The sequence below is a fragment of the Allobosea rubneri genome (assembly GCF_032464875.1).
Taxonomy (GTDB): Bacteria; Pseudomonadota; Alphaproteobacteria; order Rhizobiales; family Beijerinckiaceae; genus Allobosea; species Allobosea rubneri.
Map to the genome: position 1 here is coordinate 122,326 of NZ_JAWDID010000006.1, position 13,355 is coordinate 135,680.

13 protein-coding genes are annotated in these 13,355 nt (G+C 66.7%); 6 read left to right on the forward strand and 7 right to left on the reverse strand.

Annotated elements, in window-relative coordinates:
* Window positions 1–15 precede the first annotated feature (15 nt).
* Window positions 16–474 (forward strand): RidA family protein, encoded by a 459-nt coding sequence (locus RKE40_RS06310; RefSeq protein WP_316017384.1) that lies wholly within the window; start codon window positions 16–18, stop codon window positions 472–474.
* On the forward strand, window positions 471–1,550 hold the full coding sequence (locus tag RKE40_RS06315) for an alanine racemase (RefSeq protein WP_316017385.1): 1,080 nt from the start codon (window positions 471–473) through the stop codon (window positions 1,548–1,550). The genes RKE40_RS06310 and RKE40_RS06315 overlap by 4 nt, the downstream gene beginning before the upstream one ends.
* Window positions 1,551–1,730: 180 nt before the next feature.
* Here RKE40_RS06315 and RKE40_RS06320 read toward each other — a convergent pair whose 3' ends face one another.
* Entirely contained in the window at window positions 1,731–2,396 is a 666-nt protein-coding gene (locus tag RKE40_RS06320) for a GntR family transcriptional regulator (protein ID WP_316017386.1), read from the reverse strand.
* A gap of 91 nt (window positions 2,397–2,487) precedes the next feature.
* On the opposite strand from RKE40_RS06320, the gene RKE40_RS06325 reads away from it, so the two are divergent.
* From RKE40_RS06325 to RKE40_RS06340, 4 genes are all read left to right on the forward strand, one after another.
* On the forward strand, window positions 2,488–3,111 hold the full coding sequence (locus RKE40_RS06325) for a TRAP transporter small permease (protein WP_390893265.1): 624 nt from the start codon (window positions 2,488–2,490) through the stop codon (window positions 3,109–3,111).
* Window positions 3,111–4,379 (forward strand): TRAP transporter large permease, encoded by a 1,269-nt coding sequence (locus RKE40_RS06330; RefSeq protein WP_316017388.1) that lies wholly within the window; start codon window positions 3,111–3,113, stop codon window positions 4,377–4,379. Before RKE40_RS06325 ends, RKE40_RS06330 begins: the two co-directional genes overlap by 1 nt.
* A gap of 33 nt (window positions 4,380–4,412) precedes the next feature.
* Window positions 4,413–5,402 carry a TRAP transporter substrate-binding protein gene (locus tag RKE40_RS06335; RefSeq protein WP_316017389.1) on the forward strand — a complete coding sequence of 330 codons (990 nt, stop codon included), beginning with the start codon at window positions 4,413–4,415 and terminating at the stop codon, window positions 5,400–5,402.
* A gap of 68 nt (window positions 5,403–5,470) precedes the next feature.
* Window positions 5,471–6,427 carry a dihydrodipicolinate synthase family protein gene (locus tag RKE40_RS06340; protein ID WP_316017390.1) on the forward strand — a complete coding sequence of 319 codons (957 nt, stop codon included), beginning with the start codon at window positions 5,471–5,473 and terminating at the stop codon, window positions 6,425–6,427.
* A 229-nt stretch (window positions 6,428–6,656) separates the two neighbouring features.
* On the opposite strand, the gene RKE40_RS06345 is transcribed toward RKE40_RS06340, so the two are convergent.
* From RKE40_RS06345 to RKE40_RS06370, 6 genes are all read right to left on the reverse strand, one after another.
* Window positions 6,657–7,382, reverse strand: a complete 726-nt coding sequence (locus tag RKE40_RS06345) for a DUF1028 domain-containing protein (RefSeq protein WP_316017391.1) — start codon at window positions 7,380–7,382, stop codon at window positions 6,657–6,659.
* A 13-nt stretch (window positions 7,383–7,395) separates the two neighbouring features.
* On the reverse strand, window positions 7,396–9,198 hold the full coding sequence (locus tag RKE40_RS06350) for a gamma-glutamyltransferase family protein (protein ID WP_316017392.1): 1,803 nt from the start codon (window positions 9,196–9,198) through the stop codon (window positions 7,396–7,398).
* Window positions 9,199–9,337: 139 nt separating this feature from the next.
* On the reverse strand, window positions 9,338–9,637 hold the full coding sequence (locus RKE40_RS06355) for a GIY-YIG nuclease family protein (protein ID WP_316017393.1): 300 nt from the start codon (window positions 9,635–9,637) through the stop codon (window positions 9,338–9,340).
* Between the two features lie 181 nt (window positions 9,638–9,818).
* Window positions 9,819–10,706, reverse strand: a complete 888-nt coding sequence (locus tag RKE40_RS06360; RefSeq protein ID WP_316017394.1) for an ABC transporter permease — start codon at window positions 10,704–10,706, stop codon at window positions 9,819–9,821.
* The gene (locus tag RKE40_RS06365; RefSeq protein ID WP_316017395.1) at window positions 10,706–11,650 is read right to left on the reverse strand and encodes an ABC transporter permease; all 945 of its coding nucleotides are present in this window, start codon (window positions 11,648–11,650) and stop codon (window positions 10,706–10,708) included. Before RKE40_RS06365 ends, RKE40_RS06360 begins: the two co-directional genes overlap by 1 nt.
* Before the next feature lie 184 nt (window positions 11,651–11,834).
* Entirely contained in the window at window positions 11,835–13,340 is a 1,506-nt protein-coding gene (locus RKE40_RS06370) for an ABC transporter substrate-binding protein (protein ID WP_316017396.1), read from the reverse strand.
* Window positions 13,341–13,355 lie beyond the last annotated feature (15 nt).

The following is a 13,355-nucleotide window of genomic DNA, read 5'->3' on the forward strand; positions in this document are numbered from 1 at the left end:
CTGGAGGAAATACGAATGAGTGCCGATCAGAAGCTCAAGGATCTCGGTTTGAGCCTGCCGGAAGTGCCGAGCCCGGTCGCGACCTATGTCAGCTTCAAGCGGGTCGGCGACATGGTCTATCTCTCGGGGCAGGGGCCGAAGCGCGCCGACGGGACCTATCCGACCGGCAAGGTCGGCGCTGACGTCTCGATCGAGGAAGCCTATGAGCATGCCAAGCAGACCGGCCTCGGCCTGCTGGCGGCGATGAAGAAGGCGGCCGGTTCGCTCGACAAGGTCGAGGTCATCAAGTTGCTCGGCATGGTCAACGCCGCGCCCGATTTCTCGGATCATCCCAAGGTCATCAACGGCTGCTCGGACCTGTTCGTCGCCGTGCTCGGGGACAATGGCCGCCATGCCCGCTCTGCCGTCGGCATGGGCTCGCTGCCGAACCGCATGACCGTCGAGATCGAAGTGATCATCAAGGTGCTGCCATGACGACCGCGCTCGCTGAGGAAATCGCCCGCGTCTACGGCACGCCCGCCGTCGTCATCGACCTCGACAAGGTCGAGGCCAATATCGCGAGGCTTCAGGCGGCCTGCGACGCTGCCGGCGTCGCCAACCGCCCGCATATCAAGACGCATAAATCGCCCGAGTTGGCACGGCTCCAGGTCGCGGCCGGCGCGCGCGGCATCACCTGCCAGAAGCTCGGCGAAGCCGAAGTGATGGCCGATGGCGGCATCGACGACATCCTGATCAGCTACAACATCCTCGGCGAGGAAAAGCTTGGCCGCCTCGGCGCGCTCCAGCGCCGCGTCCGCATGATCGTCGCGGCCGACAATCCCGTCACCATCGCCGGGCTGCCGAAGGCGGCCGAGATCGCCGGCCGCGATCTCGAGGTCGTGGTCGAATGCGACACCGGCCGCAAGCGCGCCGGCGTCGAGACGCCGCGCGAGGCTGTCGAACTCGCCAGGCAGATCGCCGCGTCCAAGGGCCTGACCTTCGCCGGCTTCCTGATGTACCCGCCGGAAGACGGCTGGCCGGCGACGCAGGATTTCCTCGACACTGCCAATGCCGGCCTCCGCGACGCAGGCCTTGAAGCCGGTATCGTCTCGACCGGCGGCTCGCCCAACATCCCGAATATCGGCAAGCTCAAGGGCTCGACCGAGCATCGCTCGGGCACCTCGATCTTCAACGACCGCATGCAGATCGCGGCCGGGGTTGCGGGTCTGGAGGACTGCGCGCTGACCGTCTACGCGACCGTCGTCAGCCGGGCGGGGCCGGAGCGCGGCATCCTCGATTCCGGCTCGAAGACGCTGACCAGCGACAAGGGCAATCTCGACGGCCACGGCTACATTCTCGAATACCCGCTGGCCCGGATCGCGCAGTTCGCCGAGGAGCACGGCTTCCTCGACCTTTCCGGCAGCAATGAGCGGCCCAATGTCGGCGAGATCGTGCGCGTGGTGCCGAACCATGTCTGCGTCGTCGTCAACATGGTCGACCGTCTGGTGACGGTGCGCGGCGACAAGCTGATCGGCGAATTGCCGGTCGCCGCCCGCGGCAAGCTGACCTGAACGGCTTTCGTTCAGGTACTACACCGTCATGCTCGCCCTTGTGGCGAGCATCCACGTCTTAAACACCGCATGCGATCAGTGAAACGAAGACGTGGATGGTCGGGACAAGCCCGACCATGACGGCAGTGCGCCGGTAATTCGGATTTGCGCCGCTTCGCGGCGTGTCCGGCGGGGAGAGCTTCACTCTTTCCCGCCGGCCTCCAGAAACTCCACCAGATCGCGCCGGACCAGCTCGATATGGTCGATCAGCAGGCGTTCGGCCTCGCCGAGCTCCCCGCCGCGGCAGAGCTGGATCAGCTCGTTGTGCTCGGCCTGCGCCCGCTCGATCGACGAGCCGCGCTGGAGCTGCAGCCGCGTATAGCGGTCGCTCGTCTGAAGCAGCCCCGAGACGATCGAAAGCGTCCGTGGCTGCGTCGCGCGGGCATAGAGCGCCATGTGGAAGTCCGCGTTGAGCAGGCCCCAGCGGCTGATGTCCCCTGCCGACATCGCCGCCTCGAAGGCGGCCTCCATACCCGCCACCGCCTCGAAATCAGCCGCCGTCATCGCCGGTATCGAACTCGCCAGTAGCCGCGGCTCGAGCAGTTTGCGCAGCTCGAAGACGTCGTTGATCTCGTCCAGCGACAGCCCGGAGACGATCGCGCCCTTGTGCGGCACGATCTTCACGAAACCTTCCGCCTCGAGCTGGAACAGCGCCTCGCGCACCGGGATCCGGCTGACCGCATAGGCCTGCGCCAGCGCGTCCTGCCGCAATTGCGAGCCGGCCGGATAGCTGCCGTCGAGGATGGCTTGGCGGAGCTGGTCGACGATCGCCGAGGACAGCGTCCGGTGCTTCAGAGTGGTTGACATGGCCGGGGCATCCTAGCGGGCCGCGCGGCGAAAAGCCATTGACATGTAGATTTTATACAATCTACAAAAGCCGCAAGGGGACACAAAAATGATCAACCAGGCGATGGCGGCGAAAAGCCGTGCGATGGCTGTTCCGGAGGTGGTGGTCGCGCTCTCAGGGCGCTGGCTGCGGCTCGAGCACAAGGCGATCCAGGGGCTGATGTTCCTGCTCTCGGCCCTGATCCTGCTCAACGTCGTGACCCGCTATGCCGGGCATCCGATCTATTGGATCGACGAATCGGCGGTCTACAGCGTGGTCTGGCTGACCTTCATCGGCGCCTCGGCGATGACCCGGATGCGGCTCGATTTCGCGGTGACCATGCTGACCGAGCGCTTCTCCGAGCGCGGCGCCGCGATCTTCCGGGTTGTCGCGACGCTCGGCGTGCTGCTGTTCGGCATCGGGCTTCTGGTGATGTGCTGGCTCTGGCTCGATCCGGTCGGCATCGCGCAGGCGGGCTTCGATGCCAGGGAATACGCAGGCCAGTCCTTCAACTTCATCTACACCGAGCGGACCCAGACGCTGAACTGGCCGACCTGGGTGATCTACCTGATCATGCCGCTCTTCGCGTTCTCGATGAGCCTGCATGCGCTCGCCAATCTCTTCGAGGATCTCGGCCTCGTCGCGAAGCAGGCGCTGCCCGGCTTCGCCGCCAATGCAGACGGGGTGGTGAACTGATGGCACTCACGATCGGAGCCTTCTTCGGGATCATGCTGGCGGGCGTGCCGATCGCGCTCTGCCTTTGCCTCGGCGCGCTGATCTTCATCGCCGCCACCGGCAACATGCAGCTCCTGCCGAACTACCCGCTGCAGATGTTTGGCGGCGTCGACAGCTACGGGCTGATCGCGATCCCGCTCTTCATTCTGATCGGCGAGATCATGAATGGCGGCGGCATCACCCGCCGCATTGTCGACCTCGCAATGGCCTTCGTCGGCTCGCTCAAGGGCGGGTTGGCCTATGTCAACATCCTTGCGAACATGTTCGTCGCCTCGATCCTGGGATCCGCGACCGCTCAGGTCGCGATCATGGCGCAGGTCATGGTCCCCGAGATGGAGCGCAAGGGCTACGACAAGGACTTCGCCGCTGGCCTCACCGCCTATGGCGGCATGCTCGGCCCGATCATCCCGCCCTCAGTGATGTTCGTCGTCTACGCCGTTCTGGCGCAGGTCTCGGTGAGCGACATGCTGATGTCCGGCATCGTGCCGGGCGTGCTCCTGACCATCCTGTTCTTCCTGATCATCGCGGCCATGGGCTTCGTCTACAACTACCCGGCCGGCGACAAGCTGACCCTGCGCGAGCGCACGAAGATCGTGCTGAACTCCGCCCCGACGTTGCTGATCCCGATCGTCATCGTCGGCTCGATCCTCGGTGGCTTCGCCAATGCGACGGAGGCGGCAGCGGTCGGCTCGGTCGCGGCATTGCTGATCGGCCGCTACTGGACCAGGCAACTCAGCTTCGACCAGCTGCCGCAGATGATGCTGCGCGCCGGAGTCTATTCCGCGATCGTGCTATTCCTCGTCGCTGCCGCCGCGGTGTTCTCCTGGGTGCTGGTCTACGGCAAGGTCCCGCAGAGCGTCGCCGCCTCGATCCAGGCGATCGCCAAGGATCCGGTGACCTTCATGCTGCTGGTCAATGTCATCCTGCTGGTCATCGGCACGGTGATCGACGGCATCCCCGGCCTGATCATGACGGTGCCGATCCTGCTGCCGATCGCGACCGAGGTCTACGCGATCGACCCCCGCCATTTCGGCGTGGTCGTGGTGATCAATCTCGTGCTCGGCCTGCTCTCGCCGCCGGTCGGCCTCTGCTTCTTCGTCGCCGCCGCGGTAACGGGGGCCAAGCCCGGCAAGATGTTCCTGGTGACGCTGCCCTTCTTCATCATCTCCTGCGTCCTCCTGGTTCTGCTCTCGATCTACCCATGGCTCTCGCTGGCCCTGGTGAAGTGAGTTCGTCCATCAACCAATAAGGGGAGTTCCGTCATGACCATCTCGCGCCGTCACCTGATCGCCGCCGCCGCTGTCCTGCCGATCGCCAAGCCGGCTCTGCTGCGCGCCCAGAGCAAGGAACTGCGGCTCGGCATCCTCACCCCGAACGGCCACCCCTGGAACCGCGCGGCGGTCAAGGTCGGCGAGATGCTCAAGGCCGAGACCAATGGCCGCCTGAACCTCACGGTCTTCCACTCCGGCCAGCTCGGCAACGAGGCGGCGATGCTGCAGCAGATGCAGTCCGGGGCGCTCGACATGGGCTGGATCATGGCGGCCGAGCTCGGCTCACGCGTCCCGGCGATCGGTGCGATTACCGCGCCCTATATCGTCGATTCCACCGCCAAGATCGCCAAGCTCGTCCGCCATCCGGTCGCGATGAAGCTCTTCGACGTGCTGCCGCGCGAGACCGGCTGCGTCGGCCTCGCCTGGGGCATCACCGGCATGCGCGCCGTCTTCGCCGCCAAGGAGATCGATGGTGTCGCCGGCATCAAGGGCATGAAGCTGCGCATCAATCCGACGCCGGTCTATCGCGACTTCTACCAGTTGCTTGGTGCCGCCCCGACCCCGATCCCGACGCCGCAGGTCTTCGACGCGATGACCAACGGTCAGGTCGACGGGCTCGAGGCCGATCTCGAATTCTCCTGGAACCAGCGCTTCGACAAGGTCTCGAAGACCATCCTCCAGATGAACGCCATCTTCATGCCGGTGATCGCGCTCGCCTCGGGCCGCGTCTGGCAGGGTATGCCGGCGGCCGACCGCGAGCTGATCACCAAGACCATCAAGGCGGCGCTCGACCAGCAGATCGACGAGCTCGCCGTCAACGAGCCCAAGCTCGTCGAGCAGTTCAAGGCGGCGGGTGCCAACTTCAAGCTGGCCAACCCCAAGGATGCGGAGGCCGTTGTCGCGGAGTTCGACAAGATCTGGCTGCCCAAGGCGCCGGTTCTGGCCGAGCTGCGCAAGGCCGGCCAGTCGATCACGGCCTGATCCCACGCTATCATCGCGGCCGCCGCCATGCCGGCGGCCGTCTGCCCCTCCCAAGCGGACTTCTTGTCATGACCCAGAATATCTTCAGCGGGACGATCCCCGCCTTGATGACCCCCTGCACCCCGTCGCGCGACGTCGACTATGACGAGCTCGTCCGCACCGGCCGCCACCTGATCGGCGCCGGCATGTCGGCCGTGGTCTATTGCGGCTCGATGGGCGACTGGCCGTTGCTCACCGACGAGCAGCGCATGGAAGGCGTTCGGCGCCTGGTCGAGGCCGGCATCCCGCTGATCGTCGGCACCGGCGCGCAGAACCCGAAGCGGGCCGCCGCGCTCGCCGCCCACGCCAAGCAGGTCGGCGCCCAGGGCCTGATGATCATCCCGCGCGTGCTTTCGCGCGGCTCCTCGGTCCCGGCCCAGCGCGCTCATTTCGAGGCGGTGCTGGAAGCGGCCGTCGACCTGCCATCGGTGATCTACAACAGCCCGCATTACGGCTACGAAACCCGCGCCGACCTGTTCTTCGCGCTGCGCGAGCGCTATCCGCACCTGCTCGGCTTCAAGGAGTTCGGCGGCGGCGAGGCGCTCTCCTATGCGGCCGAGCACATCACCAGCAAGGACCGCGCCCTGACCCTGATGGTTGGCGTCGACACGCAGGTCACGCACGGCTTCATCCGCTGCGGCGCGACCGGCTCGATCACCGGCATCGGCAACGCCCTGCCGAAGGAAGTGCTTCACCTCGTCGCCCTCAGCGAGAAGGCGGCGGCGGGCGATCCGGAGGCCGAGCGCCGGGCGCTCGAACTGGAGCGCGCCCTCTACGTCCTCTCGAAGTTCGACGAGGGCGTCGACCTCGTGCTGTTCTACAAGCACCTGATGGTGCTCGAAGGCCACGCGGCCTATGCGCTGCACTTCAACGAGAGCGACGCGCTCTCGCTGGCCCAGCGCAATTTCGTCGAAGCCGAATGGCGCCGCTTCAAGAGCTGGTACGCCAACTGGGTCGGCGAGGGCAGGGCTGCCAAGGCGGCTTGAGGCAGGCGCTTTCCTTCTCCCTGCGGGAGAAGGTGGCCCGCAGGGCCGGATGAGGGGTCGCTCAGGTCTCTCCGTCATGCTCGCCCTTGTGGCGAGCATCCACGTCTCGAACACCGCACTCGTCACAGGAAGACGTGGATGGTCGGGACAAGCCCGACCATGACGATAAAGCGTCGTCCGACCCTTCACCTTGACTCTCTCCCGCAAGGGGGGAGGGGACAGGTTGCAGCTATTCCGGATGCCGTTCGTTCCAGGCGGCGGCATATTCCGAGCACAGCCGATCGAGCTCGGCCCGGTCGGTGACGCCCGCGGGCCGCGTCCGCGACGGTGAGGCCTTCTGGAACGGTACATAGCGCTGATGCGCGACACGCCAGATCCGGCGCAGCTCGGCGAGCGGATCGGCATGGTCGTCGACGCGGATGTCGAAGCTCGGCACCGGGTCGTCGGCCCAGATCCGGATGGCGCAGGATTGCCGGCCGCGCTTGTCGCCGCCGGCCTTCTCGCCGGCCTCCAGCGCCACCAGCAGGCGCTCGTCGAAGTCGAGCCCCGAATTCTGCACATAGGCCTTGAGCGTTTCCTGGACGACCTCCGGCCCGGCCAGCATGTTGCCGGCCACCGAGACCTGCGGCCCGTCGACGGCGCCGCACCATTCGATGCAGGCGTTGCCGGTATAGGAGGCGGTCTTGCCGTTGCGGTCGATCAGGTGGATCTGGCGGTGGGCGCGGCCCTCATCGGCGGCGGTGAGGCTGGCGATGATCTCGACCGCCGAGCGCCCTTCCTGCAGCAGGCGCAAGCCGTCGACGCCGTACAGCGGGTTGACGAAGGCCTGCGTCGCGATCGCGCCGACGCGCCCGCAGCCATAGGGCACGCGCGACCCCACGGCGAAGGCACAGGTCGAGACGGCGACGCCATAGGCGCCGGTCGCGGCGTCGCGGGCGACGATTGACCATGTCATGGATGCAGAACTCCTACCGACCGGCTGCGTAGGCTTGCATCAGACGCGGGGTCGCGGCCGCGCGCAAGAGACCATTGGCGCTGCGTTCGGCCGCAGTCAGCCGCCCCACCGTCCAGGCCGGGGCCCTTTCCACCGTATGGCCGCGCCGGACGAGCTCGGCCAGCGCCGCCTCGCCGAGGCTCTCCTCGACGGTGATCTGTCCCGGCCGTGCCTCGCGCGGATAGAAGCTCGAGGGAAAATGCTGGGTGTGGAAAAGCGGCAGGTCGATCGCTTCCTGCAGATTGAGGCCATGGTGCACCCGGCGCAGGAACATGCCTAGCTGCCATTGCTCCTGCTGGTCGCCGCCCGGCGTGCCGAAGGCGAGCCGCGGTTCGCCGTTCTCGAAGGCGAGGCTTGGCGTCAGCGTGGTGCGCGGCCGCTTGCCCGGCGCCAGCGAGGAGGGCAGTCCCTCCTGAAGATAGAAGGACTGAGCCCGCGAGTTCAGCGGGAAGCCGAGTTCGGGAATGACCGGCGAGGATTGCAGCCAACCGCCTGACGGCGTCGCGGCGATCATGTTGCCCCAGCGATCGATCACGTCGATATGCACGGTGTCGCCGCGGCGCGAGGCGGCGACCATGGAGGCCAAGGTCGGCTCGCCGACGGTCGCGCTGGCGGCTGCCCCGTTCTGCCCGGCGATGCGCAGGCTGCCGAGCATCTTCTCGACCTGGCCCTCATAGCCCGCGATCATGCCGGGGCGCAGCTCATGCGAGGCCTGCTCGCCGATCAGTGCGCGGCGCCCGGCGGCGTAGTCGTCCGAGAGCAGCGTCGCCAGCGGCACTTTCACGAAATCGGGGTCGCCGTAATAGGCCTCGCGGTCGGCGAAGGCGAGCTTCATCGCCTCGACGACATGGTGGACATAATCCGGGCTGGCCGGGCCCATGCCGGCGAGGTCGATGCCCTCCAGGATCTTGAGCGTCTGCAGGAAAACCGGGCCCTGGCCCCAGGGCCCGGTCTTGAAGACCTCCCAGCCATGATAAGTCGCGCTCGCCGGCGCCTCGTAGCGCGGCTGCCAGCGCGCCATGTCGTCGGCGGTCAGCAGGCCCCTATGGCGCCGGCCCGAGGAATCGAGAACGGCCTCGCCGCGGCAGAATGCATCCATCGCCTCGGCGACGAAGCCCTTGTACCAGGCGTCATGGGCGGCCTGGATCTGCTCCTGGCGGTCGCCGCCGGCGGCTTCAGCCTCGGCGAGGATGCGCTTGTAGGTCTCGGCCGCCGCCGGATTGCGGAAGAGCTCGCGGCCCTCGGGCACATTGCCGCCCGGCAGATAGACCGCGCCCGATGTCGGCCAGTCCCCGCCGAACAGCTCGGTCAGCCCGGCGATGGTGTCGGAGACGCGCGGCAGCATCGGGTGGCCGTTCTCGAAATAGCCGATCGCCGGCTCCAGCACCTCGCGCAGCTTCAGCCGGCCATGGTCGCGCAGCAGCGCCATCCAGCCGCCGAAGGCGCCGGGCACCACGGTGGCGAGCAGCCCGTCGCCCGGGATCATGTCGAGCCCGAGCGCCTTGTAGGCCTGGATCGTCGCCGCCTGCGGCGCCGTGCCTTGGGCGCACAGCACCTCGACCTTCTTGGTCTCCGCCGAATAGAACACCGCGGGCATATCGCCGCCGGGACCAACCAGATGCGGCTCGACCACCTGCAGCACGAAGGCGGCGGCGGCGCAGGCATCGAAGGCGTTGCCGCCCTTTTCCAGCATCGCCATGCCCGAGGCGGTGGCGAGCCAGTGCGTCGAGGTGACGACGCCGAAAGTGCCGAGGATTTCGGGGCGGGTGGTGAACATGGGGCTGTCCAATGTTTGTCAGGAGGAACCGTTGAGGTGGGAAATTGGCCGTGTTCCTGATCTCAGCCCTCATCCTGAGGAGCGCCGCAGGCGCGTCTCGAAGGATGGTCCAGAGGCTTCGGGAACCGCGCGGTAAGCTTCATGTCTTGCGCCTTGCCAATTCGGGCAGGGCTTCCCAGTTCCCGTCGATGATCGCCTGTTTCTTGCGACGCGACCAACCCTTGATCCGCCGCTCCATCGAGATCGCGTCGGTAATGCTCGGAAAGTGCTCGGCGAAGGCCAGTGTCACGGGGCGCCGCCTGAACGTGTAGCTTTCCGGAAAGACGCCGGCATTGTGCTGCCCAATGCGCGTCTCGACGCTGGCTCTCGTCGTTCCCGTATAGAAGCTGCCGTCGCTGCAGCGCACGATGTAGAGCCAGCAGCCATCATGCTCTCGCATTTCCAGCGATGCCCCTCTTGTGGCGAGTGCAGGTCTGCGCAGCAGCCCTCATCCTGAGGAACCGCGCAGCGGCGTCTCGAAGGATGGGCCAAGAGGCTCTGGAACCATCTGGAGCATCCTTCGAGACGCCATTCCTAGCGGAATGGCTCCTCAGGATGAGGGCTGGAGAAGCGGGGCTCAATCAGCTCTCCTTCGGATCGAGCGCGTCGCGCAGCCCGTCGCCGAGGAGGTTGAAGCCGAGCACGGCGAGGAAGATCGCGGCGCCGGGCGCAACCGACATCCAGGGCGCCTGCTCCATGAAGTTCTTGGCGACGTTGAGCATCTGCCCCCAGGATGGGGAAGGCGGCTGCTGGCCGAGGCCGAGGAAGGAGAGGGCGGCTTCGAGGATGATCGCCTGCGCCATGAACAGCGTCGACTGCACCACGATCGGCGGCAGCGTGTTCGGCGCGACGTGGCGGAACAGGATGACGGAATCGCGCACGCCGACGGCGCGGGCGCCCTCGACGAAATCCTCGGTCTTGACGCTGATCACCTGGCCGCGGACCAGCCGGATGAAGATCGGCACCGCCGACAGGCCGATCGCGATCATCGCATTGGTCAGCGACGGGCCGAGCACCGCGGCGAAGGCGATGGCGAGGATCAGGAACGGACAGGCGAGCAGCGCCTCGGTGATGCGCGAGATCACCGCATCGACCCAGCCGCCATACCAGCCGGCGACGAGCCCGACGGGAACGCCGACGCCCAGCGCGATCAGCACCGAGACGATGCCGGCGAGCAGCGAGGCCTGCGCGCCGAAGAACAGCCGCGAAACCTGGTCGCGGCCGAGTTCGTCCGTGCCGAACCAGTGCAGCGCCGAGGGGGGCTTGCGGATGGCGAGGAAGTTCGACTTCAGGGGGTCGGCGAGCGGCAGCAATGGCGCCAGCAGCGCCATCAGCACGAAGACGAGCACGATCGTGCCGCCGATCAGCGCGGCCCGGTTGCGCCGGAGCTTGCGCCAGGCCCGGCGCAGCGGCGTTTCGGCGCCCGCGGGGCGGCCGGCGGCGCCGGCAGGAAGCGCAGCGTCCGCCATCAGGCCGTCCTCAGGCGCGGATTGACCAGAACATAGAGCACGTCGGCGACGAGGTTCATGAAGATGAAGCCGATGGCGGTGCACAGCACCACGCCCTGGACGACGCCGTAGTCGCGGTTGAAGACCGCATCGACGATCAGCTTGCCGAAGCCGGGAATGGTGAAGATCTGCTCGGTGAGCACCGCGCCGGCCAGCAATTCGCCGAACAGCAGGGTTGAGAGCGTGATGATCGGCACCAGCGCGTTGGCGAGGGCGTGCTTGTTGACGACCTTGCGCTCGTCGAGCCCCTTGGCGCGGGCGGTGCGGATGTAGTCGGAGCGCAGCACCTCCAGCATCGCCGAGCGGGTATGACGCATGATGAAGGCGGCGAGACCGCCGCCGAGCACGAAGGCTGGCATGATCAGCCGCTCGATCGCCCCCCAGGGATTGCTGAAGATCGACTCATAGCCCGAGGGCGGCAGCAGCTTGAGCTCGACCGAGAACAGCAGGATCAGCATGATGCCGAGCCAGAAATTCGGGATCGACAGCCCCGAAAGCGCCAGGGCGCTGGTCGAGTAATCGACAAAGGTGCCCTTGCGCCGCGCCGCCAGGATGCCGGCGGGAATGCCGATGCCGATCGCGATGATGATCGAGGCGGTGGCGAGTTGGATCGTCACCGGCAGCTTCTGCAGGATCAGGTTCAGCACCGGCTCGCCGGTGCGCAGCGAGCGGCCGAAATCGCCCTGCACGACCTGCCCGAGCCAGGCGAAGAACTGGACGACGATCGGATCGTCCATCCGATAGATCTCGCGCAGCCGCGCGATCACCTCCGGGTCGCGCTCCTCGCCGGCAATGACCAGGAACGGATCGCCCGGCAGCGCCCTTTGCAGGGCGAAGACGAAGAGCGACACCAGGAACAGCGTCGGGATCGCGATCAGGACGCGCCGGCCGATCAGGGCGAGCATGGCGCGCTTCCGGATTCGCCGTCATCCCGGCCGCAGCCCTCGGGACCGACCTTCGGTCGGCCCAAGGACCAGCTCCGCGGAGCGCCGGGATCCATCATAGGTCGCGACGGCCTTCCATCGATCCCGGAGCGACCTTCGGTCGTCCGGGATGACGGCGCAGTTGGTGCTGGCAGGAGCAAGGCCGTTACGACCGCTTCAGTCCGGCGAGACGGATCATCCCGTCGGGATTGATCACGAAACCCTCGATGTTCGAGCGTAGGGCGAAGAACACCGTCTGGTTGTAGAGATAGACGATCGGCAGTTCGTCGGTGAGGATCTTCTGCGCCGCGTCGTAGCGCTTCTTGCGCTCGGCCACGTCGTAGATGGTCCGGGCCTCGTCGAGCAGCTTGTCGACCTCGGCGTTGGAGTAGCGCCCGTCGTTCTGGTTGCCCTTGGTGGTGACGAACTGGTGGATGTTGCCGTCCGGGTCGATGCGACCGGACCAGCCGATCCGGCTCATCTGGAACTTGCCCTGCTGCTGGTCGCGCAGCTGGCTGGCGAACTCGGTCGAGCGGATCTGGATGTCGATGCCGACCTCCTGCGCCATCGCCTGGATGACCTGGCCGAGCTGCGCGTCGACGGGGTTGTTGGTGACGAAGAGCTCGACCGAGACCTTGCTGTGGCCGGCCTCCTTGAGCAGCGCCTTGGCCTTGGCGACGTCGCGCTCGGGCACCGGCAGCTTGGCGTCGACGAAGGTGCTGGTCGGCGGGAAGGGCTGGATGATCGGGGCATAGAGCCCCTCGAACACCACCTGGCTCAGCACTTTCCGGTCGATCGAGAGCGAGAGCGCCTGGCGGACGCGCTTGTCCTTGCCCATCGGCTGGTTGGCGGCGTCGGTATGGTTGGTGTTGATGGTGATGCCCTGGTAGCCGAGATTGGGCATGCTCGCGACCTTGAGGGTCTTGTCGCCCTGCGCCGATTTCACGTCGGTCGGCGCGAGGCGCTCCAGCATGTCGAGCTCGCCGGCGCGCAGGTTCGCGAGCCTGACCGTGGTGTCGGGGATGGCGCGGTAGATCACCCGGTCGAAATGGTAGTTCGCCGCCTCCCAGTGCCCCTTGAACTTGTCGAGCACGATCCGGTCGTTCTGGACGCGCTCGACGAACTGGTAGGGGCCCGAGCAGACCGGCTTGGCGCCGATGTCGGCGCCAAGGCTCTTCGGCGAGAGCATCATGCCGGCGCGGTCGGTGAGCTGGGCGAGCAGTGTCGCGTCCGGCCGCTTCAGCTTCATCGCGATGGTGGTCGGATCGACCACGCTGATGCTCTCGATCGAGGCGAGCTCGGACTTGCGCAGCGAGTCGGGTAGCGTCATCGCCCGTTCGAGATTGGCCTTGGCGGCGGCGGCGTCGAAGGCCTCGCCATCGTGGAACTTGGCGTCGCTGCGCAGCTTCATCGTCAGCGTCAGCCCGTCCGCGGAGAACGACCACTCGGTGGCGAGCCGCGGGACGATCTTCAGCTCGGGCGTGATGTCGAGGAGCTTGTCGCACAGGCCCTTGAACACGATGCGGCCGACGAAGGTGCGCGCCTTGTGCGGGTCGAGCACATCCGGATCTTCCTGCAGGCCGATGCGCAGGGTCGAGGGCGACTGTGCCAGCGCCGGCAGGGCGGAAAGGCCGATAAGGGCGGCGGAAGCGAGCAATGCGAAGCGTTTCATCGTAACGTCCCCTCT

Coding starts and splice junctions, on each gene's coding strand:
- RKE40_RS06310 (WP_316017384.1), top strand. CDS start 16: ATGAGTGCCGATCAGAAGCTCAAGGATCTCGGTTTGAGCCTGCCGGAA.
- RKE40_RS06315 (WP_316017385.1), top strand. CDS start 471: ATGACGACCGCGCTCGCTGAGGAAATCGCCCGCGTCTACGGCACGCCC.
- RKE40_RS06320 (WP_316017386.1), bottom strand. CDS start 2,396: ATGTCAACCACTCTGAAGCACCGGACGCTGTCCTCGGCGATCGTCGAC.
- RKE40_RS06330 (WP_316017388.1), top strand. CDS start 3,111: ATGGCACTCACGATCGGAGCCTTCTTCGGGATCATGCTGGCGGGCGTG.
- RKE40_RS06335 (WP_316017389.1), top strand. CDS start 4,413: ATGACCATCTCGCGCCGTCACCTGATCGCCGCCGCCGCTGTCCTGCCG.
- RKE40_RS06340 (WP_316017390.1), top strand. CDS start 5,471: ATGACCCAGAATATCTTCAGCGGGACGATCCCCGCCTTGATGACCCCC.
- RKE40_RS06345 (WP_316017391.1), bottom strand. CDS start 7,382: ATGACATGGTCAATCGTCGCCCGCGACGCCGCGACCGGCGCCTATGGC.
- RKE40_RS06350 (WP_316017392.1), bottom strand. CDS start 9,198: ATGTTCACCACCCGCCCCGAAATCCTCGGCACTTTCGGCGTCGTCACC.
- RKE40_RS06355 (WP_316017393.1), bottom strand. CDS start 9,637: ATGCGAGAGCATGATGGCTGCTGGCTCTACATCGTGCGCTGCAGCGAC.
- RKE40_RS06360 (WP_316017394.1), bottom strand. CDS start 10,706: ATGGCGGACGCTGCGCTTCCTGCCGGCGCCGCCGGCCGCCCCGCGGGC.
- RKE40_RS06365 (WP_316017395.1), bottom strand. CDS start 11,650: ATGCTCGCCCTGATCGGCCGGCGCGTCCTGATCGCGATCCCGACGCTG.
- RKE40_RS06370 (WP_316017396.1), bottom strand. CDS start 13,340: ATGAAACGCTTCGCATTGCTCGCTTCCGCCGCCCTTATCGGCCTTTCC.